The following is a 23,885-nucleotide window of genomic DNA, read 5'->3' as shown; positions in this document are numbered from 1 at the left end:
AAATCTCATTCTTGTCGTTGATGTCGTCGGTGATTCTTCATTTTAGGCTATTGTGAGAACCATCGCATTGAGGCATCTTTTGTGACAAACCGCAAGTGCAGTCGTTGATCCCTTTGCCGTCGAGGATTCGTTCACGATACTTTTCGATCCGTGCCGTTTTAGTTTTTGATTGTTTCGCGGCATTGAAGAACATCAGATACGCGCGTTGTCGACCGGGAGTCAATGATTCAAACGCGATCTTCAGTTCAGGGCTTTCGTCCAGTTCAGCTAGTAACTCTTCCGGGTATTTAAGCTCTCGATCTTCCTTGAGGCCGACGGTCAATCCCGCTTTTTCAGCTTCAATTGCTTCGTCGATATATGCTCTCAAAGTCGGTTCCAGCTCAGCGATCTCACAGACGCTGGTGAAACGAATGACTCGGCCTTCTCGGGTATTCTCACCCGGTTTGGTGAGAATCCCTTCAGGATCCTTCAGCAGGGACCCTTTGAAAAAACTGAGCACGCAGGAATCTTTGAACCCGCCCAGTATGACGATATTCTTCTTTTCGGAGGTATAGCAGGGCGACCGCCATTTGAATTCTTCGGTCAGCGGACAGGTGAGCAGGATTCGGCGCAAGTGTTTCAACTCGTCTTGCCACTCACGAAGATTATGTAAGTATTCATCAACTTGAGTGTTTGTATGATTCATGAATCTCAACTTAAATCGTACTTGAGGAGCGCAGTGCATCACCCGAGTCGCTCTGTCTACTGATGGTTCTGATCGCCTGGATTAGAAATATAGAAATACTTACTCAGGCTTTTCATTCGCCTTCGCTACCAGGAAGTTCGTCAACGAACCATAAGGATCGTTTTCTTCTTTGATGTCGGGTGCAGTAACGTAGCATTTAAGGTCAAGTTTATGCATCGCTTCCTTCAGTTTCAAACCGAGCAGGGGATGGTGAACCCAGTCTGATTTTGACGTTTCTAGAGTTACTTTTGTATTAGGGCGCCTGTAAGTCATGTAGACCTCCACCTCGTCGTCGGGTGACAGATGAGTGATGGAAGAAACGTCCTGCATCTGCTTTGTGACCTTCGGGTCGTTAAGGTCTGCATCGAGTTCGACACCGTATAAAGGAGGCAATGCACTATGAATGGGCAGGTCTGGCACGCCGAACCATTCACGAAAAGTGTGCATGTTGTAAGTCGATTGTCCATCTGAGGTGCCTGCAGCATGGATACGTGTCGACTGTCGAGCGATAGGATCATCGCTGTTTGGGTCAGCCAAGTCATCATGAAAAGCCAACCACAGGCTGATTCCCGCTCCTGCGGAACCACCGTAGCAGATAATTCGTTGTGGATCGATGTTCCATTCCTTGGCGTGATATCGAATCGTCTGTAACCCGCGAGCGGCATCGTGCATCATAATCGGGTAGGCGCCTGAATCGGATAAACGATAATTCATCGACGCAAATGCAATGCCCCGCTTAAGGTATCCTTCTGCGACCCCTTTCTTGACCGTCGATTTGTCCCCTCCGCGAAACCCACCCCCATGAATGTAAATCACCAGCGGCGTCGGTTCCTCAGCGTCGGGCACCAGCCATAAATCAAAACCCTGTTTATCATGTTCACCATAGGCCACATCCGGATGAGTCGGCGGTACATCGCGATCCTCTGCCTGAGCAAATGCAAGAGGTAGCGATAACAGGCTAAAGAGAAAGAGTGTTCGAAAAGTCATAAGGAGAACCTGTCCAGATAAGGTGAGCGACAACTAGAGGAGGAACATGGAAACGGAAACACATAAATTAAGATAAGACTCCCCTATCCTACAGTATCTTTTCCCCAAATACCGCACAAAAAAGCCGCTCTTTAAACCACCCGTAATGTGGCGAGCAGACCTTGATCATTCCATACGTGAATTGCCGGAGACGGTGTGTTAGAATAGAGCTTGATACAGTCGTCTAAATGCATTCGTCACGTTTAAGAATAGCGGAAGCACATTCGTAATAGAAAGTAACAACGATGCCAACGATCCGAGAAATTGCGGGGCTTTCTGAAACTCCTGCGAAACTGAGTGAGTCCGCCCTGATTATGATCGATTGCCAGAACACCTATCGCGAAGGGGTGATGCAACTCGAAGGCGTTGAAGAAGCTCTTCAGAATGCCAAGCAGCTTCTGGAGCGAGCAAGAAAAGCGAACATCCCCATCATCCATATCCAGCACGATGCGGGTGTCGGGTCCCCTTATGATGTGACGGCTGAGAATGGGCAGATTGCCGACGTCGTTGCACCGACAGGAGCCGAGCCAGTCATCGTCAAGAATTACCCGAATTCGTTTTCATCAACAAACCTGAACGAGCAACTCCAGGCAACCGGTTGCAAAAACCTGATCCTCGCCGGATTCATGAGCCACATGTGTGTCAGTTCGACGGCCCGTGGTGGATTTGATCAGGGTTACGCCGTCAGTGTGGTAGAAAACACCACCGCCACGCGTGCTCTGCCCGATGGGCACGGGGGGACCATTCCAGCCGCAGAAGTTCAGCGCTCCAGTCTCCGTGGCCTCGCTGATCTGGTAGCCGTCATCGTTGATGATGCCTCCGCAATTCCAGACTGAAACCCTCTTCAGTCAAGTAGAAACCATCGTTTCGCTTTTAGAATTACTTGAAATTGAGCAATAAAAACGATTCCATCCAAAGGGAGTATGATGAATCCAACTTTTAAAATCGTCGGGCTCGGTGAAATCCTCTGGGACATCTTCCCCGACGGCGAACGTCTCGGAGGCGCCCCGTCCAACTTCGCTTGCCATTGCCGACAACTCGGAAGCGATGCTTTTCCCGTCAGTTGTGTCGGTGCCGATGAACTGGGACAGCGCACACGTACCGAACTCAAGCAACTGGATGTCAGCCCCGACTACATTCAGGAAAACGAATCACATTCGACCGGCAAAGTGATGGTCACCCTCAATGACGAAGGAAAACCGACCTACGAAATCCTGGAAGACATGGCGTGGGACTACCTCACGTTTACCCCCGAATGGAAAGCATTGGCTCAATCGCTGGACGCTGTCTGCTTCGGTTCCCTTGCTCAGCGGTCCCCTCAATCTCGCGAGACGATCCGTACCTTCCTGCAGCACATGCCAGAGAAGTCACTCAAAATATTCGACGTCAATCTCCGTGAACCCTTCTTCGGAAAAGAAGTCGTTGAAGAATCTCTTGAACTGGCCACGATCCTTAAACTCAGCGATGAAGAGCTTCCCGTTCTCGCCGAATATTTCAACCTGGCAGGAACTGTCACGGAACAACTCTCCGCGCTCCGAGAGCGGTTCAACCTCAACCTCATCGCCTACACCCGGGGAAGCGACGGTAGCATTCTCTCCAGTGTCGAAGAAACCAACGAGTCCTGTGGTGTGAAAGTCAAAGCGATTGATTCCGTCGGTGCGGGCGACTCTTTCACCGCCGCCCTCTGCACCGGTCTGCTGAAGAAACGCCCCCTCGCCGAAGTCAACACCTTCGCCAACCAGGTCGCCGCCTACGTCTGCTCTAATAAAGGGGCTTGCCCCACCTTGCCGGATGACTTAAAGAGCTTCTAGAGCGCATACCAGATAGCCGTAGCGTGTTCTGGCGGCGTAGCCTACTGTTTTTAAAGGCTTTGTGGGAACGATAGCCGCCACAATTATCCTGGGCAGGATCTGAGGCAGGTTGAACCCACAATCGTCCTAATTACTCCTCCGTCTTTGGAGTGTACCCTTTCCAGACCCATTCGATGGCGTGGGGGAGAAATTGGGCCTGGGCGTTGCGGATGCCGTGGCCGGAGTCGCGGCAGAAGAGGTATTGATAATCGTACCCTTGCTCCTCAAGCACCTTCGCCATGCGGTGATTGGCCTCGACCCAGTCGTGCATGCCGTCCCGCATCACATTCGGATTGAGCAGGTCGTAGTCGCCGACGGAGAGAAACAACCGAATCGGTTTGCGAGGCGTACTCTGAATCAACGTTTCGTGAAAGCCCCAGGCACCGTCAGGATATTCCGGATCGAACGGCCACTGCTGATTTACGAACGTGCCGGAGGTCGTCAGCACACGATGGTACAGGTCCGTCCGAAACCAGGCCATAATGAGTGCGGCCGAACCACCTGAACTGGAACCCATCGCCGCGCGGCCATCCGGATCGGAAGTCAGTTTGACGCCGCAGTTTTTTTCGACACGCGGCAAGACTTCAGTCTCAATGTATTCGGCAAAGACGCCCGACATGGTGTCGTACTCTTTCCCACGTTCATGTCCTTGCGCATCCCCACCTCCGTTAGCGATCTGGATCAGAATGATCGGGGGAATCCGTTTCTGAGCAATTAGGTTGTCGAGGACATTCGGCATCTCCCTACTCGGTTTCCCCTTGGGACCATCATGCACCACTATGAAAGGGGCCTCTCTCCCCGGTTCATACTGCACCGGAATATAAACAGTGATCTGCCGCGTGTAATCAATCTCATGTGTCTCGACAATCAACGTCTTCGGATTGTCCGGGTCCACCGTACCGAACTCCTCGCGGGCAATCCCGGGGTTGAGAAGTTTCGTCTCTTTCGAATCAATCTCAAATTGTTGCACCTTCCCCTGCGGAACCCCTTCCACTACTTGGTATTCTTCCGCCGGAACATAATCCGGCCCAATCACAAAATTACCACTAACCTCCAACGGAGGATTCTCCCCCGTTTCCAACACCGTAAACGGCGGAGCACCAAGAGCGTCAAACTCGCGTACAGGCGGAGCCGCGCGTAGTGTGGAACAGGCCAAAGCAGTAATCAATATAGTCATCCGCGGGAGCAACATAAAAAACTCTCTTCAATTCTGATATACGGCAAGCAATTTCAGGAACGAATAAAAGTCAGCGAGTGAAATCTGTCTCCTGATTGTACATCAACCGGTGCCCATTGGATCTACAGAACATGTGAGAGATTCGAATAAAATAGAGAGAAACGTAAGGCCATTATGGATCGTATTCTTACTCGAGAAACATACCTTTATCATCAAAACTGATATACAGGATGACCCAGCCTAAAGTTCTGCTATAAGCTATCCTAATCCCACCATTCAAATCACTTGAAGGTCTGCCAAGAAAGCTTATGACTTCGGCACGTGTTATATCGTTTGTCAGTGTGTCACGTTTGTAATAGGCAGATGGCGGTTGATTGAAGTTCCACATAAGGAACAAAAAGCCTAAGCATGGAATGCTGAGGGCCAATACAATGGTTAGGCATGCGTCTTTTAAGCTCAATCTGGACTCGTGCCCTTCCGGGTTGCTCATTCGGTCCTCCTTTGAAAAAACAAAACGCGATTCGAAACTTATTATCTAAAACAGGCACATGGTATTGTAGGATGAATAACAGCATCGAATTGTTACCAGTAGTTTTTTCTATCATCCGACTTGTTTGACTCAGGGAAATATATGTTTAATCGCCTACTCGCGTATTATCGCCGATTCGGTTCCACGCCAAAACGTCATGTTCCCTCATCACCAGAACTTCCGGAATTGTGGAGTAAAGATGGTCTCCAGCCTCGATTGGAAGTCCTAACAGGTGCTGATACGTCAGTTCTGACAGCAATTTGTGACGATTATTGGGGGAGTTTTCTCGTCGCTCAAGATGTTTCCATAATTCGGCACCCGGATGTGCATCATCGAGCTTTGGAAATCCTCACTACGCGCAAGAACGAAGCGGTAACATGGGCATGTCAACGACTGAAGCACGAAAACTATGAGGCTCGTGAAGACGCAGCAAGCTTAATTGCTCAGCTGGCAAGAAAAGGTGCTCTGCTCGACGACGAGCAAGTCGTTGCCAAAGAACTCAGGATTCTAGCAGTAACTCCACCTAGAGAGGATTCTAAAGAAGCGCAGGCAGCCACAGCCGCACTTATCGCATTATCGATAATTGGGGGCACTGAATGTATGGCCGCCGTGCGACATGTTATCACTTCCGCCGACTGGGATGATGACGACAATCAATGGGAGTGCGCAGAGATTCTTGCTAACCATACGAATGAATCATTCATGGATTCGGAAGATCCTGTAGCTGCGGCCAAAGAGTGGCTACAGGAGCATCCCATTAGTGAATGCTGAAAACTGTCTGATCCTTTCATACAGTTATTGGGACGGTTACAGATTGCGAGATCCTGTCAATTAGATGTGCGGAATCTCGATTCTGTACCAGCTTTGAAGTTCTCATGCTTGTTTTTGGTTCTCTTCGATGTAGGTACTTAATCACTCAGGGATTTGCGTTGTGTTCGTTCGATGAACAAGGAGAGTAAGTAACCTCAGGTACGAGTATAGTAACTCGGGATCCGACCTGAGAGTTCCTTGCGATGACGATTCGGATTACTTTTAGTTCGATCCAAATAATCCCATCAATTGAACTCGCGAAGAACAAATCGAATATTGGAAATTCTCGCAATGGGATAAGCGAGGTCATCATTTAGGCATATTATATTATGCCTTTCGACACGCAAATATTTATTAGGTATATCCATGGCAGCGGAAAATCTCATTTATGACATGGTACTGTACGCTCTCGAACAAAACGGGGCTCAACTGAGATTCGGTGGTGAACTCAGGGAGAGGGAAGCGAACTATGCTTGTGTTCGCGTTCCTGGAGTTTCGTGGGGAGACTTTTTTGAAGTCGATCTCAAAGAAGATGGCTATATTGCGAAAATGCCGGTTTCCCGAATCAAATTACTTGAACATCAAGAAAAATACCGCTCCATAAGAATGACATCATGGAAAGAGCGTGACGGACACGTTCAAATGGCAGTTCCGTTGGATGGTTCTGTTCCACGTGAGGAATTGAAACTATTCATTGATACGGCTTATCAAATCGTTCTGAGAAAACTAGACCCAGCCAGTCTATACCTGATTGAGCTTGCAAATATGGCTTACAGTGAACTGAATATCATTGATCGACTAATTGATTTTCACTACCTACAGGACTGTCGAAGTGTGATACATCAGATTGCTCGCCCAGCAGTTCTTCTTCGTACAATGATTTCAAATGATGCAACTATACCGATTGGGACTACTAAAATTGGAGGATTACCAGATTTACCTTCCAATAAACCATGGCCCACGTTTAAGGATGGCAAGCCGCATTCATTTCTCGCCCAAATTAACCTGACTGATATTCCATCTGAAGAAAAGGTTGTCGAAGGGTTACCGACCGAAGGGCTAATGTCATTGTTCTCGGTGTGGGGCAGGATGGCGGGAAATAGAAATGAATCGAAAGTGCCTGATCAGGGGTGGATGGAGCAATTAGGTTGGACCGTAATTTACCATTCAGCACCAAATGAGTCCTTGAAAAGGGTGTGTTCGCCCGAAGGAGTTCAACCTTTTCCTGCTGCTTTAGTGGAGCCTATTCAAATTCTGTCATTACCGAATTCTCACCTTGAACAGAATATAATAGCAGTCGGTTGGAACGAGAGTGAATGCGAGAAATATGACGAGTTGCAGTCTGACTATCGCTCTATTCAGATGGCACACTGGTTCAAGGATATGAGCTCTTGCAAAAGTCATCATTTACTGGGCGGATATGCTCTATTCGAGCAACGCTATCCCGAAGAACTATCAAATAGGAACGCGCTCATGCTGTTGCAACTCGGATCAGATGATAATGCAGAAATGTGTTGGGGAGATGGCGGCGAAATTATATTCTATGCAGATGCAGACGCTCTAAGGAATGGTCGATTCGAACAAATCTGGGGTATCTGCCAAGGTGGATGAAACAATTTGATCTGTACATTTATAAGAAAGAAACAGATCAGTAGTGGTCTCAAATGAACTCACAATGAGTCTTCTGCAATGACAACAATTGTTCGCCGAAAAACTACGTTCGCCTAATCTCGGTCCATTGTTGCCAGAAGAAGAAAAAAGTCGGGGCGATGTGATTTGAACACACGACCTCTGCGTCCCGAACGCAGCGCTCTACCAGGCTGAGCCACGCCCCGATTTTGTATTCTTCTATTTGAAAAGCAATCTCTTACTTCGATGAACTCAGTCAGACATTCATCGGGTCGCTAATGCGTTCTCGCTAATTCGACCATCCTTGACGGCGGTCGGTTCGCGGGTATTCGATCTCGAACCAGAATTTCGGGTGAAATCTGGCTCCCAACTTCCGTTGAGGGACTGGGTTAACGCTCTCAGCGAGAGGTGCGAATTTTATCATTTCTCCTCCCCCTCTGCAATGGATCGTCCTCACTTAAAATAGAGGTTCGGGGGGAGGGCAGCAGCCAGAACAGATCCGTCTCAGGCCGTTACATGCGGCAGCAACCGGGGCCGCAGGGGCCTGCTTGTGGGGGTGGGCAACTGGAGGCCATCGGCAGGCCGCCCGATTTGACATGCCCGGCAGGGGCACTGATCAATTTGTCCAATTTCGTCGAGGCACACTGCTCGCATTCCAGCTTGGTATCGTGCCGAACCAAAATCTCAGAGACAGCTCCACATTCTTCACATTTGTATTCGAATATCGGCATCGGATGTTCCTCGTTGAAAAGCTGTTGGAAGTGCCCGGTCAATTCGCTGGCCCGGTGTTATCTCCTGGCCATCGTTTTCTCTGGACTCTTATTATCCCTGCGAATGGATCGCCAGGGAAGGGTATTCGACAGTCACTTTTGTCCGGATGCCCCCGCGCGGTGTGAAATCGGCGATGATCTGCATCCATTTGGGTTGAGTGATTTTGACAAGGTCGTTCAGAATCAGATTGGTCACATCTTCATAGAACGCTCCGTGGTTACGGTACTCCTGCAAGTAGAGCTTGAGCGATTTCAGTTCGAAGCAGTGTTCGTTGGCAATGTAGGTAATCGTCAACGTACCGAAATCGGGCTGGCCTGTCTTTGGACAGACGGAGGTGAACTCGGGACAAACCGTCTCGATCAGGTAATCTCGATTCGGATGTGGATTGGGGAACGTTTCCAGGATTTCTTTGAAGCTATCGGACATCTGAAACTAGGACTCTTTAATATGGGGGGAAGGCGAAAAGCAAGTTCCGCTGATTATAGTTTGACAACAGGGAATGCCCAGCCTGCCGAAGTGAATGCGGCTTAAAAATGCTTGAATTAAGAGCCGGCGAGCCCAGAACTACGAAATTCACCCGGTGTCTGGCCCGTTTGCTTCTTAAATACGACCGACAAATATTCAGCCTGAGAGAAACCGGACCGCTGCGCGACTTCGTGAACTGTCAGGCCAGTTTGGCGGAGCAACCGCTTGGATCGTTCGAGTTTGATCCGTGTAATCTCGGCATGCGGTGTGCGACCCGTCAACTTCTGGCACCGCGCCTCCAGCGCGCGACGCGAAAGCGGGACCTGCCGCAGGACATCGTTCACGGTGATCCCTTCACACGCATGTTCTCGGATGAAACGGAGCGCCGCGACGAGGTCGACATCATCGCTGGCGTACATATCGCTCGACTGCCGCTCGGCAATTCCCTGAGGAGGAATCAGGATCTGCGCCGGTTGAGATTTCCGCGTGCGGGAGGAAGTCATTAATTCATCCAGTAACTGGGCGGCGGCGTAACCCGTGGCACGCGTGTCGGGAATGATGCTGGACAGGGGAGGTGAACAAAGTCGGCACAAGCGTTGGTCGTTATCGACTCCCAGCACCGCGATCTGTTCAGGGACGCTGATTTCAAGTTCCCGACAGACATCGAGAATCTGCTGCCCCATGAAATCGTAACAGGCGAAAATTCCTGTGGGCCGTGGCAGAGACAGGATCCACTTCGCCAAGCGGGTGCGCTGTCGGGTGTTGCCCATGTTGAGACGACGTCGACTTCCCGAATCGAACGACTCAAACTGACATTCTGCTTCGTTCGCAAATTCTTCGAACGCCTCGGCCCGCCAACGCGACCAGTTGAAATAGTTCTCCCCACAGAAGGCAACCGAGTGGAACCCGCGCGACAGAAAATGCTCGAGCGCCATTCGGGCAATTTCCCGATCGTCTGTCTCCACCCAGGGGAGGGAGGGAACCAACCGAGCGGCGCTGACGTCGACAATGGGTAGACCTGTTTGGCGGACGGCGTTGGCAATCGCTTCTGTTTCAATCCTCGCGATGATTCCATCTCCCCGCCAGTTCTTCAACCAGTGGGGAGGTTTGGCCCCGCGTTCCTGTTCCCCCAGATGAATCGACCACTGTTCGTGCTCACGCAGATAATCGATGATGCCATCCAGCAATCCGCGCGCATAGGCGTTCGAAGTTTCGAGTAGCAGAGCAACGGATCGACGGGAAGTCATCGTGAGCAGTATACCTGGAAATATTTTGAATGAGGATGCTGTGAAAGAGTGAAATGCCCTTCCAGACTACCAGCTTCTTAAACAGGAAAAAATGAGCAAGGTGAAATTACACAAGAGTTCTGCGCTATTTCGCATTCTGTTTCAGGTCAGATTGATTAAGGTGGTAAGTGAAGTTCTCTCCAGAAACCCCCTTCTTTCATCCTCGTGTTCAGGAGTCTGCTGACGTGTCCGAGTCAAAGCAATTTAATGTCGCCATGATTGGTTTAGGTTTCGGTGCCGAATTCTTACCGATCTATCAAGCGCATCCGCTCGCCAATGTCGCCGCGATCTGCCGCCGCAATGAGCAGGAAATGAATGAGATAGGGGACAAACTCGGAATCGAAAAACGCTATACCAAATACGAAGAGGTGCTGGCCGACCCCTCGATTGACTTCGTGCATATCAACAGTCCCATTCCTGACCACGCGTGGATGAGCAAGGAAGCCCTCAAAGCGGGTAAGCATGTGATGTGTACCGTGCCGATGGCGACCACGATTGAAGAATGCGACGAGATCTGCCAACTAGTCGCCGAAACAGGTCTCAAATACATGATGGCCGAGACGGTTGTTTACAGTCGCGAGTTCCTGTTCATCAAAGAACTGTATGAATCGGGCGAACTCGGCAAAATCCAGTTTATGAAAGCCTCGCATCCTCAGGACATGGATGGTTGGCCCGACTACTGGAAAGATATGATTCCCATGCACTACGCGACGCACGTCGTCAGTCCAGTTTTAGGATTGGTCGATGGTTGCGCCGAGTATGTCAGTTGTTTTGGATCTGGTTCCGTACGGGACGAGATCAAACAACGGTCGGGGAATCCGTTCGCCGTGGAAAGTTGCCACATCAAAATTGCCGACAGCGATGTCTCCGCACAAATCTGGCGATTCCTCTACGACACCGCCCGCCAATACCGGGAAAGCTTCGATGTCTACGGTACCAAGAAATCATTCGAGTGGACGCTGATCGAAGATGATCCTCATGTACTTCATACGGCCAAGAAGCCAGAGTCCGAGATTCCCGAACGAATCGAAGTCCCCGACTATGCCCATCTATTACCGAAAGAGATCCAGAAGTTCACACAGTCGATTCAAGACGCCGACCATCTCTCCTTCGTTCAGGGAGGGGGCCATGGTGGATCGCACCCTCATCTGGTCAATGAGTTCCTCTCCGCGCTCGCTGAAGACCGAGATCCTTGGCCGAACGCCGTGCAGTCCGCTAACTGGACCTGCGTCGGCATCTGTGCCCACCAATCGACAATGAAGGGGGGCGAGATCGTCAAACTACCCGCCTTCACCATTAAATAGCAGCTAAATAGTAGAACTCATACTAAGTGGTTCACGTCCACCTGAATTCTTGAATCTCGATTATCCATTCCGTCGCGTCGTTGTCATTTCCTTCCACGCAGGTAGAGGTCGCTACCAATGTTCTTCAGTGCTCGTAATACATCGTCAATCATTTTTTCGTTTGTTGCTGCTATTGTTCTTGCGATAACTGCATCAACGTTGCCCGCGCAATCAGTCAACGAAGGCTATCTGCCGAAAAACGAAAAAGGGAAGACGCTCAACCTCGATTTCGAAATCGGAACCCTGGATGACTGGACAGCGGAAGGGGAGGCTTTTGAAGGTCAACCGATCGAAGGGGATACCGTCCAACCTCGACTTGCCAAAAGTAACAGTCTGCATCAAGGGGAGTTCTGGATTGGTGGATACGAAAAGGTCCACGACAAACCTCAGGGAACACTCACTTCGGCTTCATTTCCGATCACATCCCGCTGGGCCACTTTTCTACTGGGAGGTGGGTTCCATTCGGAAACGGCTGTTGAACTGGTTGAGGCTTCATCAGATGAAGTGCTGGCGACCTATGTCGGTATCGGTCGAGAAAACATGCATCGCGTTGTGGTCGACTTGAAAGAGCACATGGGGGAAGAGATCTTCATTCGTTTGATTGACAAACATTCCGGCGGATGGGGACACATTAACTTTGACAATTTTCGTTTCCATGAACGCCAACCGGGAGATGCCACCCCCGTATTTGTCAAACTGACTGCCGATGAATATCCGTACGCCGGACTGGAACCGGACGAGTCGGCAAGAGTAATGAAAATGCCGGAAGGTTTCTCCACGACCGTGTTCGCAGCAGAGCCTGACGTAATGCAACCGATCGCGATGGCGATAGATAACCGCGGACGAGTCTGGATTGCAGAAGGATATCAGTACCCGGTCCGCGCACCAGAAGGAGAAGGCCAGGACCGAATTCTGATCTTTGAAGATACCGACGGCGATGGAGTGCATGATGTTCGTAAAGTCTTCGCAGAGAATCTCAATCTCGTCAGTGGGATTGAAGTCGGCTTTGGGGGCGTCTGGGTGGGGGCGGCCCCATATCTCTTATTCATTCCTGATGCTGACGGCGATGATATCCCCGATGGGGAACCCGTAATTCTGCTCGATGGTTGGGGTTATCAGGATACGCACGAGACCTTGAATGCGTTTATCTGGGGCCCAGATGGTTGGCTGTATGGTTGCCATGGCGTTTTTACCCACTCGCGAGTGGGTAAACCGGGAACACCTGATGAAGAGCGAATTCCCTTGAACGCGGCGATCTGGCGATACCATCCGACACGCCATGAGTTCGACATCTTCGCGCAGGGGACAAGCAACCCCTGGGGAGTAGACTTCGACGATCATGGACAGGCTTTTTGCACCGCCTGCGTCATCCCGCACCTCTACCACATCATTCAGGGAGCCCGATACCAACGGCAGGCAGGACAACATTTTAACCCGTACACGTATGACGATATCAAAACAATAGCCGACCACCGTCATTATGTTGGCGCCTGGGCTCACATCGGGAATGGAAAATCTGATTCCGTCGGTGGAGGACACGCTCACGCGGGGGCCATGATTTATCTGGGAGGTGTCTGGCCCGACGAGTACCGTAATCAAATCATCATGAACAACATTCACGGCCAACGACTCAACGCCGATATCCTGGAGCCGCAGGGTTCTGGCTACGTGGGGAAACATGGCCCCGACTTTTTGTTGACGGGGGATAAAGCCTCCCAGATGCTCAATATTCGTTACGGTCCCGATGGCCAAGCATACGTGATCGACTGGTACGACATGAATGCCTGCCACCATCGCAAAACGGACCAGCATGACCGCACCAACGGTCGAATCTACAAAGTCAGCTATGGAGAAACCAAACCTGCGATCGTAGATCTCAAACAGAAAAGTGATCAGGAACTGGCAGAGTATGTGTTGAGTAAGAATGACTGGTATGTTCGTCATGCCCGCCGGATTCTCCAGGAACGATCCGTCGAACGGGAATTAGACGCTGGAGCAATTGAAGGTCTGGTCAATGTCGCCGCGAAACACCCAGACGAAACACGAAGGTTGCGTGCATTCTGGATGTTGCATGTGACCAACAGCCTCACAGATGCCCTGACCCTTGAGGGGCTTAATGACAGCAATCCCTATGTGCGGGGTTGGGTTATTCAACTAGCTCTCGAAAGCGAAACAGCAGCTACGGAATCACTTCTCGCAAAGTTTGAAGAGTTGGCACTAGACGATGAGTGGCCCGTGGTGCGTCTGTATCTCGCCTCAGCTGCTCAGAAACTGCCAGTGGAACAACGTTGGAAGTTAATCGAAAACCTGTTGACTCATGCCGAGGATGTCGACGATCACAACTTACCTTTGATGTATTGGTATGCCGCAGAGCCACTCGCGACAGCCGATGCCGAAAGAGCGTTGAAACTGGCTCTCCAAGGGGGCGATAATATACCTCTCATTCGTAGCTTCATGCTTCGTCGGATCGCCAGCGATGATTCTGTCGAAAACCGTAAAGTGCTGGTCTCGGCTCTAGGTATCAGTGACGACCCGCAGGTCCAACTTCCCTTTCTGGACAGTCTTTCTCGAGCATATCGAGGTCAGGAAAATCCACAACCACCCGCAGGTTGGGAAGCCGTTTACGAGCCGTTGGTGAAATCAGATGATAAAGACGTGCGTAACAATGCGCTGGCTCTGGCCGCAAGATTTCAAAATAAAGACGCGATTGCTCAGCTTCACACGATGGCAGCAGAAAGCGAAGACGAACAATCTCGTAAACTGGCGCTCGACGTTTTAGTATCGCTCCGAGAACCAGAAATTGTTTTCCTGCTGCAATCACTTATTCCCAATGGGAAGTGGGGTTCTCTTGCTATCAAGGGGCTCGCCAATTACAGCGAACCGCAGACGGCTCCCTTATTGATTCAGGCGTGGCCGGAACTGTCCGCCGAGAACAAAAGGTTTGCGATTGCGACTCTGAGTAGTCGGGCAGCCTATGGAAAAGTATTGCTCTCAGCGATTGCGGATAAACAAATTCCAAATTCGGCACTCACTGCCGACCTCGTCCGACAGATGCAGTATTATAAAGATGAAAAACTGAACGAACAACTCGTGAGCGTTTGGGGAACAGTCACCGATACGCCGGAAGAGTTAAAGCAACTGATTGCCGTCTACACCCAGTTGGTCAATAAGCAGGACGGCCCGCCCCCCGATTTGTCTCTGGGCCGCGCCGTCTTTGCGGCGACTTGCCAGCGCTGCCACATTTTGTACGGTCAAGGGGGGAAAGTCGGTCCCGATCTAACGGGGTCCAATCGGAATAACTTGGAGTACCTGCTTTCGAACATCGTCGATCCAAGTTCGGTAATGGCGAAGGAGTATCAACCGAGTACGATTATTACGGAAGATGGGCGAGTACTTACCGGGATCGTTCGGGAAGAAACGGACGACCTGCTCACATTACAATCGGCCGAAGAGATGTTGGAAATCCCCAAGTCGGAAATTGACGAACGCCTCCTCAGCAAAAAATCGATGATGCCCGATAACCAACTGAAGCCCTTCAATGATCTCCAAATTCGCTCGCTGATTGCTTACTTACGGCACGATCAACAGGTTCCTCTGTTGGCAACGAAAGAAAACAGTTCGTTAATTTTCAACGGTCGTGATCTTTCTCTCTGGTTAGGTGATCGGCAAATCTGGTCAGTTCAGGATGGCGAGATCGTCGGGAAATCAAACGGACTCAAAGAGAACAACTTCCTGATCAGTAATATGGTCGCGGAAGATTTCCGTCTGTCGGTGGAGGTGAAACTGGTCGACGATGCTGGTAATAGCGGAATTCAGTTCCGCAGCAGGCCTCGAGGGAATTTCCACGAGATGCTCGGTTATCAGGCCGATATCGGCCCCAACTGGTGGGGAAAACTCTATGAGGAAGAACGCCGTGGGCTGCTTTGGGAAGAATCGGCCGAAGAACACGTCAATAAAGGGGACTGGAATACCTACACCATCGAGGCCCGTGGAAACGACATTAAAACCTGGATCAATGGGGAACTAAGCGTCGACCTGACTGATCCACGGGGTTTAAATCGAGGACATTTCGCTCTTCAGGTCCATTCGGGAGGTCCTACAGAGGTCCGATTCCGGAACTTCAAACTAGAAGTCATAGACTAGATCTTGTGCAGTTTAAGTGGGGCAGCTCTAGGTCCCAAAATCTCTTGATAACAGGAGGCTACGCCGCCAGAACAGGTTACATTTAACTGGGATACGCTATGGCAGAGTTTGGTTCTAAATCCAGTTTGCACTTGAGGTTATCCTATTTCCGGGCTAAGCTATCCATAAATAAACGTTTATGAGTCTCGCGCCCGCGACAGGATTTTCTTATGTCTGGAATTGGCCCTTCGTTACATCCACGCTTCAACCGACGCAGCGTTTTGCAGGCGGGATCCATCGGTTTGATGAGCCTGGGGATGAACCATATTTCCGCCCTCCGCGAAGCGAGCGCCTCGCCAGTTTTGCCTGAGATTAAAGCGAAAAATGTCATTTATCTCTTCCTGTCGGGAGGACTGGGGCAACACGAGAGCTTCGACATGAAGCCGGAAGCCCCGGCGGATGTTCGAGGCGAATTCCGACCGATACCGACGAGCGTTCCCGGCATCGATATTTGCGAACACCTTCCGCTGCTGGCGCAACGGGCGAAACATTGGTCTCTCGTCCGGTCGCTGACCCATAAATATAACGAACATTCCGAAGGGCATGTGATCATGCTTACGGGACGCAATACGCTGCCTCCTACGTTCAATGCAAGTAAGCCGATGCCCGGCGACTGGCCCTCAATCGTCTCCGTCGCCGGGTCTTTATTACCTCAATCGAATAACCTCCCCCCAGCCGTTGTGCTTCCGCAAAAACTGATTCATAGCTCCGGTCGTGTTATTCCGGGGCAGTTTGCCGGTGTGATGGGGCCGCGACATGATCCCTGGTTCATTGAAGCCTCCCCCTTTCATCCCAAAACGAAAGGGGCGTATCCTGTCTATGAATTCAATCATCAGAAAGGGCCGATGCACACCGCAGGGCTGAAATATCAGGCTCCCAATCTGGCTCTGTCAGAAGAGATGACACAGCCCCGTTTGATGAAACGGATGGATTTGCTCAAAAACATCGAGAACCAGCGCCGTCGTTGGGATCAGGAAGCCAGCACGCGTTCCTTTGATCGCTATCGGCAGGGCGTGATCTCACTGTTGACCGACAAGAAAGTTCACGAAGTCTTCGATGTCACCAATGCCGATGAAAAAACGCTGGAACGGTACGGGCGACATTCGTTTGGATGGTCCTGCCTGATGGCCCGGAGACTCGTTGAATATGGAGTGAATCTGGTACAGGTCAATCTGGGCGGAAACGAGTCGTGGGATACACACGGCAACATGTTCCCCCATTTGAAGAATCAACTCTTCCCACCCACGGACCAGGCGGTCTCTGCGTTGCTGGATGACCTGAGCGAGAGTGGGCTGCTGGATGAAACATTGGTGGTTATGGCGGGTGAATTCGGTCGTACACCGAAAATTTCTCACTTACCACAACATTACGATCTACCCGGCCGCGATCACTGGGGCGCTTGTCAGTCGATTCTGTTGGCCGGAGGTGGAATTACCGGAGGAACAGTCGTGGGAGCTTCCGATAAGCATGGTGCTTATCCGGTGTCGGACCCTCAAACGCCTGAAAGCTTCGCCGCCACGATTTACAACGCCCTTGGGCTCCCCCCGACAGCGGCCTGGCACGACGACGCCGATCGGCCACATCACATCTACCATGCCGATCCAATTCCCGGATTGCTGGTCTGATTATCAAAGACCCCTATCTACACTGATGTCGTCACTACGCTGATTCCGTTAGTGGTTGCAGGACGTCTCGGAATGGCATTCGTAGTCCGTGCTGTGCTCGATTTGAATCGTGGAATGCACGATCTTGAATTTCTCTTTCAGCATTTCCGACGCTGCTGCGAGAATTTCGTCGTTCCGGTTGATCTCTTCCAGAACTAAGTGTACGGACAAGGCTGTTTCCGTGGTGCTCAGCGCCCAGATATGCAGGTCATGAATGTGCCGCACATTATCCAGTTCCTCTAGGCTTTGGTGAACTTTCGACGGGTCTATATTGCGTGGAACCGCCTGCAGCGCGAGGTTGAGGGAATCTTTCAGTAATCCCCAGGTGCTGATAAAAATGACCACTGCGATAAGCAAGCTGAGCGCAGGATCGATCCAAGTTGTCTGCCAAAAGTAAATGGCGACGCCCCCCAGCACCACACCAACAGAGACAGCCGCATCGGCCGCCATATGCAGAAATGCACCGCGAATGTTGAGGTCGTCATGCTGATTCTTCATAAAGAGCAGGGCGGTCGCCGTATTGATGACCACGCCAATTGCCGCCACGACGATGATGGTCATCCCGGGAAGCGTTTGTTCTGTACCAAATCGTGAAATCGCTTCCCAACAGATTCCCCCGAGCGCCGCGATGAGGATCAACGCGTTGAGGAGTGCAGCAAGAATGGTTGAAGCGCCCCAACCGTAGGTGTGCCGTTCCGTCGGTTTCAGATTGGAAAGGTAATAGGCGGCCCAGGCGAGCAGCAATCCGAGGACATCGCTCAAATTGTGTCCTGCGTCGGCGAGCAGCGCAAGTGAACCGGATAGAATTCCGTAAACTGCTTCGACGACGATATAAATCAGATTCAGAATCACGCCCAGAGCGAAAGAGCGGTTGTAGTTCTGACTGTGTGAATGGCCGTGATCGTGATGATGATGTGACATGAAGCAACCAGCAGAGCCGCGAAACAAAACGGAACAGGGCCGCGCGAAATGCGTTTAGCCGACAGTGCGTACAAGGTTAGCGAATCAGACGGCGGTTCCGCAATCTCATCTTGCGAGCAGTGTGCGAAGAGAGACTGCTGGAAAATGTTACTTGGAATTCAAGCAATGCTTTATCGAACTTGAATAATCACGACTGAATAATCAATCCCCTAGATCAGATCAAGTTACGAAATCAGACTGGGTTGCGAATGTTCAAGTCGAAGGCAACCCGGGCGATCTCTTTTTCGGAGAGTAGATTTTCCAGGTTGCTGAGGAATTCAGGAGAGTGATTCCAGCGACCCAGTACATCGAACATCGATTCCAGCCGATCATTGTCGAGACCAAACTTCTCTTTCATGTAGTCGGCTTCGCGAGGCGGCATGTCTTCGAACTGGGAGATCATCAGGAAATCTCCTTCGTTCCCCAGGTTCAAATGGAGAGCACGCAGCTCAGAGGCCAGGAAGTTGTCGGGATCGACTTCGACATCCAGTGGGCCCTGTTTGAGAAACCGAACCACAGCAGAGGGATCACGGTCCACGATGATGGCAGTCGTTTCGCAAGCAGCGTAAACGATGGACTCATCGACGAGACTGGCCTCATTCGGGTCGTTACTGGTGTGCTTGGCCCAGGTCTCCGCCAGCAGATCGAGCTGTACGTGCGGAGGGACGGCCTGCAGAAATGGGACTTCGGTCAGGTAACCGAAATGTCGCAGGTTTCGTTCGTCGATTTGATCTGCCAGAATGATCCGCTCCAGGGTTTCCATGAAGGCAATCCGGAACGCGAGATAACAAAGGCAGGACTGGGGCAATGTTTCGTTGGCTATCTTGATCATGTAATCCATACTGCCGGAACCCCTACCCAAACACAATAATAAAAAATGGCGACTTTGCGAACATTCTTTAAAGTTTCAAGCAGTCGCGGTTGAGCCTGTATTTCGTGTTGATTTTACGCAACAGAACCAGCTTACCCTGTTTCACACGATCACCAAATCGTTCCGATCGATACGCGTCCGATCGATATGCGGATGTGGCCAGGTCGGATTGCTGCTGTAGGCATTGCCACTCTCGAAACTGTTCTCGAATTCTTAACAATACTCGTTCACACGCTCGTCGTCAGTTTGTCGAGAATCATCAGAGCATCTTCATTCCATACTCACAATAGGTTGGTAAGTTCCCATGGCACGCATGATCAGCGAGGCATCTGGGTTGGTTTGGGTTAGCTTCATTCGTGTCTTTTTCTTCGCGTCGCAGCGGAGTAAGCCGTAGAAAAGAAAATAGTGACCCGGTTCGAGCATGCTTTGCTTAAAACTTGCGCATGACCGGCACAGCAATCGGCGGCTGGAGAAGTGGCTGGATGCAAAAATAAGAAAAAATGCAAAGAAGATTGCTGCGGCAGTCTGAATTCCAGGAAATAACTCGAAACCATTGAAAACACGATAAAAAAGGGAGTTCAGGCCCACGCGGTCAACGGAGTAAGTTGCGACGCGAACCGATTTATGAATCTGAATCCCGCCAACTTTGGATTTCGTTTTTGGTTCTGGAATAGCGGTTGCAATAGTGTCGTTCCGAAAGGGCAACTGAGCCTTTCAATACTACAAATCAACAATACAAAACAAAACGCGAAAGCCAATAAGACAAGTCCAGCTTGAAGGATCAAGCATGGTTTTTTCCTGAGATATGAGTGCATGGAAGAAGGAATCTTATTCTCAGGTTTCGTTGGTTGTTCAGAAAGGCTTTCTCTCTGAACAGAGTGTATTTCAACGACTCCGAACTAATTGACCTTTAAGATTAGTTCGGCCGGTAGTGTAGCCGGACCGATTCTGCGTGGGAACGGTTCCGGGCGAGCGCCTATGCTACCGGCCGTCTATTCTTTTTGATCAAAGCTGACACCTTCAAGTGATATTAAAAAAGACGACGTGAGAATTTCTCATGTCGTCTTTTTTCGTTTAATGAAATTATTTCTCAAAAGTTTATTTGTCGTTTTTAATCGCCCACAAAGCATCGAACGTCCTGAAGTAGATTGTTCCGTTAGAGATTGCAGGAGAGGCTGTTAACGTTTCGCCGAAATCGTTCTGGGCGACCTGTATGTATTCGTTGCCCGCTTTCACAACAGTCATCTTACCGCTGAAACTGTTCACGTATAGATTGCCACCGGCGAGTACGGGCGACGCAAAATGCTGTCCACGAGCAAATGACTTCAGGTATTGCTCTTCGCCAGTCTCCAGATCGAGACAGAGCAGTGCACCATTCTCCCGAACAAAGTATACCAATCCACCGGCGATTAACGGACAGGCAACATCAGGGGTATTCTTGTCACGCTTCCAGTGATATGCCGATTCATCATTGGTGATGTCCCCAGAGCCATTCGGCTTGAGGCAGAGGATGGGACCATTCTTGGCACTGGGAACGACGATGTACCCGGGTGAGGCGGACGGAGTCGCGACAAAACGCAGCGTAGGTTCGTAGCGGACGTCTGGATCGTCCTTCGGATTCATTCCGCCACTCCGCCAAAGTTCATGCCCATCCTTCAGGTCATGGGCGACGATGTAGTCGGCACCATGGGTCAGCAGGTATTGCTGTTCAGCATCCTGATATAAAATGCACGACGCATAAGCTTGCTCGCATTCGGCGCGAGCATCACTGGGGCGGGGGACATCCCAGATGGGCGAGCCATCTTTGGCATTGAAAGCGACCACTTTGGCTTCCTGTGTTTCCGGATCGCCGTCTCCATGGATCAATTGCATATAGATGACACCCTCGTGAATGACCGGAGTCGCCGTCATTCCGAACGCGATATCGAAGGCTCCGTAGCGTTCCTGCAGGTCAAATTCCCAAACGGGTTCTCCATCTACAGTCAAGCAATGAAAGTTTCCTTGAGTGATTGTACACCAGACATTTTTCCCGTCCGTGATGGGAGTGGGAGAGGCGGAGTTTCCAAGGCCACCGCGAACATCGACATTGCCCGTACCCAGTTTCTTCTTCCAACGTTCTTCACCATCCGTCGAAATACAGAGCAGAACCAGATCCTCATTTTCAGCAGATGTCACGAATATTCGATCATCCCATACGATTGGAGTTGCTCCTCCATGACCGGGAAGAGGAATCCGCCACGCGACGTTTTCTTCTTTTGTCCATTTCGTCGGCAACGAGGATTCACTGCTGATCCCGTTTCGTTCCGGACCGCGCCAGCGGGGCCAGTTTTCAGATTGGACAGTTGACGCGAATAAGGTCAATCCTAACGCAACGAACAGAAACGCAATGCTGCGAGAGACGAATGTACTTGAACGGAGGTGAGTCATGAGGCAAGTTCTCTTCAGGAGTAATCCGGAGGAATAAATGAAGCGAGCAAAGCAATCGCGGAAGACGGTATTGTTGGAGCACCGGCGAACGGTCTGAATTCGCTTAGAGGAGGAGCTGCGGAACAGAAAAATACCCAGGATGACCGACAGACCAATTGGAATTTGTCCGTTAAGCTGCTCCGCAAATCATACTAATAGTGAAATCTATTAAAAGTGTGCCGCTTTCGGCCCTCTCCGTCAATATTGACGGAGAAAGTTCTCTTTTATCGACTCTGTAGCTCCGGTCACCAGCCATTCGATAGAGAAGCAACCGCCGTCGATCTTTGGCTCTTCGATGGAGGAATACGACGTTATGAAAAAATGGGGAATTTATGTCCCGGAGCCGAAAAACACTACTTCATCTATGCGGAACTGGTATGATGTGATAACCTGAAACTCAGGAACTTTCCCGTATTCTTAGCAGGTTGGTTTATGTACGCGTCATTCAGTTTAATACTCAATCTCATTTTGGGACTGAGTGTTATTGCGCAAAGCCAACCACGCCCCTGCTGTTGCACGATGAAGGTTCTGAGCAATATTCAGGAACAGCTCTCCAATAGGAACGAGCAGGCGGAGGGGAATACCCCAGTTGTGGTGCAAACATCACGAAATGACGCCATTCTGCACGAAAGTCTACCACCCTGTTGCCAACAGCGGTTACCTGCCAGCACCCAAGACCCCGACAGTAAATCGGAACCATGCCGTTGCCGTTCCCAGTGGGAACAGGGCGCCCGCGTGGAAAAGGTCGATCAGACGTTTCGAGATCATTTGCTGGAGACATTGGAATTTCTAGTTGGAATCGATGGTCAGCACTCTCTCTTTAAATTCGAGAGCCTTGATTCCTATTGGCATCTTGCCGATCAAGCCCCCGACGCCCCGCTCGCGGTGCGCGCTCGATTGTGCGTCTGGAACTGCTAAATCGGCCCCTTCTAACCGTGATCTGAAGCCAGTGCCGCTATTTAGTACGTCGTAATGCGGCGTGTTCTCTGCTTTCAGCATGTCTGTATTTAACATGTATTCAAGCTTGTTTACTGACTTCCCGCGTCACTTGCCGATCAGCATTACGCCGACGCATTCCGACTCGTGAAGTCCAGTTTTAAATTCACTCAGTTTCGTTTTCATTTTTAAATGAACAAAAATTTAAATGAAAAAAAAGGTATTACTATGAAAAAATTAATGACCCTGATGGCCTGTTTCACATTGACCGCTTTCGCTCTGGAAGCCGTTCCTACTGTGACGACCGCTGCTGAAGAAGAAGCTCCCAAACTGATCTGTCCTGTCGCCGGAAAACCGGTCAACATGGACAAATCGGTTGCTTATAAAGGTGCGGAAGTTTACTTCTGCTGCGGTAATTGCGTCAAAGCATTCAAAGAGAACCCAGAAAAATTCGCCGTGAAAGCGAATCATCAGTTGGTTGCTTCCGGTCAGTTCGAACAGACTGGTTGCCCAATCTCCGGTGGCAAACTGAACCCAGAAACGGGAATCACTTTGAACGATGTTGAAGTCACCTTCTGTTGCAACAACTGCAAAGGCAAAGTTGCTGGCGAAACCGACGAAGATGCCCAACTGGCACTCGTGTTTAGCGATGCCGCCTTCGCTAAAGGTTTCAAGAAAGTGGAAAAAGAAGAGTAATCTTAAATCGCAGTATGTCACAAGCAATCGGTTAGTCAGACCGATTCAGTCACAGGGACTGTAACGTCTTGCATGGTCTGACGAATTGACTGAGTGGGAAATCTCCCTCAGAATCGTGACAAACAACGAAAACTTACACCGGGATGTTCCCTCTCTGGGAGCCTCCCGGTTTTTTTTGTGGTAAGCTTAAATAGGAATATCTGAAGAATCTAGGTCTGCGTTCACAATATCCCTGCAACCGCTTGCCTTAAGCCGGGATAGGCTCGATAATAAAAGTATCATCTTCAGCACGATCAGGGTAAGTCGGCAGCCTTGTTGGGCCAGTTTGAGGCCAACGTTTCTACCCCTGATTCAGGCCAGTTCCTGACACTTCATTTTCACGGCCTGACTTCTATCGCGTATCGAGTCTCAGACGGAACTCAGAATTTGTCATCCTCCTAAAGTGAGGCAAAACGAATTCTCATTGATACTTAACACCACAAACTCAACTTTTCGGTATC

The 23,885-nt window shown here is 50.4% G+C and carries 19 protein-coding genes and 1 tRNA gene; 9 read left to right on the top strand and 11 right to left on the bottom strand.

The window, feature by feature from the left end; translation table 11 throughout:
* Window positions 1-37 precede the first annotated feature (37 nt).
* Window positions 38-685 carry a DUF1801 domain-containing protein gene (locus tag Pla110_RS13110; RefSeq protein ID WP_144996202.1) on the bottom strand — a complete coding sequence of 216 codons (648 nt, stop codon included), beginning with the start codon at window positions 683-685 and terminating at the stop codon, window positions 38-40.
* Window positions 686-784: 99 nt separating this feature from the next.
* Entirely contained in the window at window positions 785-1,711 is a 927-nt protein-coding gene (locus Pla110_RS13105) for an alpha/beta hydrolase (protein WP_144996201.1), read from the bottom strand.
* A gap of 284 nt (window positions 1,712-1,995) precedes the next feature.
* Between Pla110_RS13105 and Pla110_RS13100 the strand changes: the two genes are divergently transcribed.
* Both Pla110_RS13100 and Pla110_RS13095 read left to right on the top strand, forming a co-directional pair.
* Window positions 1,996-2,586: a cysteine hydrolase family protein gene (locus Pla110_RS13100; RefSeq protein WP_144996200.1), complete on the top strand. Its 591-nt coding sequence runs from the start codon at window positions 1,996-1,998 to the stop codon at window positions 2,584-2,586.
* An 87-nt stretch (window positions 2,587-2,673) separates the two neighbouring features.
* Window positions 2,674-3,561, top strand: a complete 888-nt coding sequence (locus Pla110_RS13095; RefSeq protein ID WP_144996199.1) for a carbohydrate kinase family protein — start codon at window positions 2,674-2,676, stop codon at window positions 3,559-3,561.
* Between the two features lie 130 nt (window positions 3,562-3,691).
* Here Pla110_RS13095 and Pla110_RS13090 read toward each other — a convergent pair whose 3' ends face one another.
* The gene (locus Pla110_RS13090; RefSeq protein ID WP_390620499.1) at window positions 3,692-4,777 is read right to left on the bottom strand and encodes an alpha/beta hydrolase; all 1,086 of its coding nucleotides are present in this window, start codon (window positions 4,775-4,777) and stop codon (window positions 3,692-3,694) included.
* A gap of 631 nt (window positions 4,778-5,408) precedes the next feature.
* Here Pla110_RS13090 and Pla110_RS13085 point away from each other — a divergent pair.
* Both Pla110_RS13085 and Pla110_RS13080 read left to right on the top strand, forming a co-directional pair.
* The gene (locus Pla110_RS13085) at window positions 5,409-6,077 is read left to right on the top strand and encodes a hypothetical protein (protein ID WP_144996197.1); all 669 of its coding nucleotides are present in this window, start codon (window positions 5,409-5,411) and stop codon (window positions 6,075-6,077) included.
* A gap of 405 nt (window positions 6,078-6,482) precedes the next feature.
* Window positions 6,483-7,727 (top strand): YwqG family protein, encoded by a 1,245-nt coding sequence (locus tag Pla110_RS13080; RefSeq protein ID WP_144996196.1) that lies wholly within the window; start codon window positions 6,483-6,485, stop codon window positions 7,725-7,727.
* A 150-nt stretch (window positions 7,728-7,877) separates the two neighbouring features.
* Here the strand turns inward: Pla110_RS13080 and Pla110_RS13075 are convergent.
* The 4 genes from Pla110_RS13075 to Pla110_RS13060 form a co-directional block, all read right to left on the bottom strand.
* Window positions 7,878-7,951: transfer RNA gene (locus tag Pla110_RS13075), tRNA-Pro, on the bottom strand.
* 306 nt (window positions 7,952-8,257) lie between these two features.
* Complete coding sequence (locus Pla110_RS13070) at window positions 8,258-8,476, bottom strand: FmdB family zinc ribbon protein (protein WP_144996195.1); 219 nt, start codon at window positions 8,474-8,476, stop codon at window positions 8,258-8,260.
* Window positions 8,477-8,567: 91 nt separating this feature from the next.
* On the bottom strand, window positions 8,568-8,942 hold the full coding sequence (gene queF, locus Pla110_RS13065) for a preQ(1) synthase (protein ID WP_144996194.1): 375 nt from the start codon (window positions 8,940-8,942) through the stop codon (window positions 8,568-8,570).
* Window positions 8,943-9,058: 116 nt separating this feature from the next.
* The gene (locus tag Pla110_RS13060; protein WP_144996193.1) at window positions 9,059-10,228 is read right to left on the bottom strand and encodes a XylR family transcriptional regulator; all 1,170 of its coding nucleotides are present in this window, start codon (window positions 10,226-10,228) and stop codon (window positions 9,059-9,061) included.
* A 254-nt stretch (window positions 10,229-10,482) separates the two neighbouring features.
* Here Pla110_RS13060 and Pla110_RS13055 point away from each other — a divergent pair, with 254 nt between their 5' ends.
* The 3 genes from Pla110_RS13055 to Pla110_RS13045 all read left to right on the top strand — a co-directional run bounded on the left by Pla110_RS13055 (window position 10,483) and on the right by Pla110_RS13045 (window position 17,417).
* Window positions 10,483-11,571, top strand: a complete 1,089-nt coding sequence (locus Pla110_RS13055; protein ID WP_197440693.1) for a Gfo/Idh/MocA family protein — start codon at window positions 10,483-10,485, stop codon at window positions 11,569-11,571.
* 198 nt (window positions 11,572-11,769) lie between these two features.
* Window positions 11,770-15,753, top strand: a complete 3,984-nt coding sequence (locus Pla110_RS13050; protein WP_197440179.1) for a PVC-type heme-binding CxxCH protein — start codon at window positions 11,770-11,772, stop codon at window positions 15,751-15,753.
* A gap of 209 nt (window positions 15,754-15,962) precedes the next feature.
* The gene (locus tag Pla110_RS13045) at window positions 15,963-17,417 is read left to right on the top strand and encodes a DUF1501 domain-containing protein (RefSeq protein WP_144996190.1); all 1,455 of its coding nucleotides are present in this window, start codon (window positions 15,963-15,965) and stop codon (window positions 17,415-17,417) included.
* Between the two features lie 48 nt (window positions 17,418-17,465).
* Here Pla110_RS13045 and Pla110_RS13040 read toward each other — a convergent pair whose 3' ends face one another.
* From Pla110_RS13040 to Pla110_RS13025, 4 genes are all read right to left on the bottom strand, one after another.
* Window positions 17,466-18,377, bottom strand: coding sequence for a cation diffusion facilitator family transporter (locus Pla110_RS13040; RefSeq protein ID WP_144996189.1), 912 nt, complete (start codon window positions 18,375-18,377; stop codon window positions 17,466-17,468).
* Between the two features lie 232 nt (window positions 18,378-18,609).
* A complete protein-coding gene (locus tag Pla110_RS13035) occupies window positions 18,610-19,257 on the bottom strand; it encodes a hypothetical protein (RefSeq protein ID WP_144996188.1) in 648 nt (215 codons plus the stop codon).
* A gap of 300 nt (window positions 19,258-19,557) precedes the next feature.
* A complete protein-coding gene (locus Pla110_RS13030) occupies window positions 19,558-19,992 on the bottom strand; it encodes a hypothetical protein (protein ID WP_144996187.1) in 435 nt (144 codons plus the stop codon).
* Between the two features lie 393 nt (window positions 19,993-20,385).
* A complete protein-coding gene (locus Pla110_RS13025; RefSeq protein WP_144996186.1) occupies window positions 20,386-21,714 on the bottom strand; it encodes an outer membrane protein assembly factor BamB family protein in 1,329 nt (442 codons plus the stop codon).
* A gap of 471 nt (window positions 21,715-22,185) precedes the next feature.
* On the opposite strand from Pla110_RS13025, the gene Pla110_RS13020 reads away from it, so the two are divergent.
* Both Pla110_RS13020 and Pla110_RS13015 read left to right on the top strand, forming a co-directional pair.
* Window positions 22,186-22,671 (top strand): hypothetical protein, encoded by a 486-nt coding sequence (locus Pla110_RS13020; RefSeq protein ID WP_144996185.1) that lies wholly within the window; start codon window positions 22,186-22,188, stop codon window positions 22,669-22,671.
* Window positions 22,672-22,917: 246 nt separating this feature from the next.
* Window positions 22,918-23,385: a YHS domain-containing protein gene (locus Pla110_RS13015; RefSeq protein WP_231742419.1), complete on the top strand. Its 468-nt coding sequence runs from the start codon at window positions 22,918-22,920 to the stop codon at window positions 23,383-23,385.
* The last annotated feature ends 500 nt before the right edge of the window (window positions 23,386-23,885 follow it).

The sequence above is a fragment of the Polystyrenella longa genome, assembly GCF_007750395.1.
GTDB lineage: Bacteria > Planctomycetota > Planctomycetia > Planctomycetales > Planctomycetaceae > Polystyrenella > Polystyrenella longa.
This window is presented reverse-complemented; position numbering and strand designations above follow the sequence as displayed.